The 1529-nt window shown below is 73.1% G+C and carries 1 protein-coding gene; it reads right to left on the bottom strand.

Annotation, left to right across the window (positions count from 1 at the left end; translation table 11 throughout):
• On the bottom strand, nucleotides 1–1529 hold a 1529-nt coding region (locus H5J30_RS32535), incomplete at both ends, for a sensor histidine kinase (protein WP_181791256.1).

The following is a 1529-nucleotide window of genomic DNA, read 5'->3' as shown; positions in this document are numbered from 1 at the left end:
GGTCCTCCAGCTGCTCCGGCGCGCCGGTCAGCAGCACGGACGGCACCAGGACCACCGCGAGCACGCCGCCGAAGCGGCCCTGCTGGAGCGTGACCCGTACGCCGTGGCGCTTCGCCAGCTGCCCGACCACGAACAGGCCGAGCTGGTCGGAGGACTTGGCCAGCACCGAGTACGGCGGCGCGTCCAGCAGCCGCCCGTTGAGCGAGTCGAAGTACCAGTTCTCCGGCGCCCGCCCCTTGTCCTCGACCTCGATGGCGACGCCGGTGGCGGTGTGGGTGGCGCGGACGAAGACCTCGTAGCCGCTGGGCGAGTAGGTGGTGGCGTTCTCGATCAGCTCGGCGATCAGGTGGGTCAGCTCCCCCGCCACCTCCGGCACCACCCACGCCTCGGCCTGGAACTCCTTGGTGACCTGGGCGAAGCCGCGGGCCTCGCCGGCGGCGTCCACGATCAGGTTGGCGATGTGCACGGGCTCGGTGTGCGGGCCCACGACCGAGCCGCCGGAGAGCACCAGCAGGTTCTCCAGCTGGCGGCGCACCCGTACGGTGAGGTGGTCCAGCTCGTACAGCTCGGACAGCAGCGCGGGGTCGGTGTCGGCGTAGCGGTGCTGCAGCTCGTCCAGCGTGCGCAGCACGGCGAGGATGAGCGTGACGGACCGCATGGTGACGCCCTCGGCGAACTTCTCGAAGCCGTACCGCTCCTCGTGCACCTGCCGCGCCGCCTCGACCACCTCCTCCGCGAGCCGGCCGACGACGTTGGAGATCTCGCCGAACTCGTCGGTGGCGACGACCTGTCCGGGCAGCACCGACACGTCGACGTCCTCGCCGCGCTGCACCCGGACGATCATCTGCGGCAGCTGCCGGCGGGCGACGGCCAGCGCGCTGGAGCGCACCCCCTCGGCCCGGCGCACGATGGTCCGGCTGATCCCCAGCACGATGACGAGGACGAGCACGACCAGCACGACGCCGACCGCGGCGGTGATGTACGCCGTCGTCCGCAGCTCGCCGGCGCGGTCGTCGGCGTCGTCGGCGAGCGCCTGGATCCGGGCGGTGGCCAGACCCGCGAGGCTCGGGCCGAGGCGCTCGTACGTCTGCTGCCATCCGTCGGCCGCGGCGGGCAGGTCCACGGGGCTGCCCGCCTCGCGGCTCACGCCCAGCACCGCTTCCTCGATGCGGGTCTTCTCGGCCCACTCCGCGGAGGTGGTGATGGCCTCGTAGCGGGCCTTCTCGCCGCGGGGCAGCAGCGGTCCGGCGAGCATCTCGTACGCGAACCACTGCATGCCGACCGACTTGGCGAAGCGGCCGTGGTCCGGGGCGGGCAGCATGCCGTCCCGCGCGCCGGCGAGCAGGGTGTCCTGGATCGCCAGCGCCTCGCCGGCGTGCAGCAGGCCGGCCAGCGGGCGGGAGCCCTCGGCGAGGCTGCCGTCGTGGGCCTGCAGCCGGGTGTGCACGGTGATGATCTGCTCGATGGCGAGGGTGTACGACTGCAGCACCTTCTCCCGGCTGCCGGCGCGGTCGGCGGCCCGTTCGCGT

The organism is Streptomyces phytophilus (assembly GCF_013870535.1).
Taxonomy (GTDB): domain Bacteria; phylum Actinomycetota; class Actinomycetes; order Streptomycetales; family Streptomycetaceae; genus Streptomyces; species Streptomyces phytophilus.
This window is presented reverse-complemented; position numbering and strand designations above follow the sequence as displayed.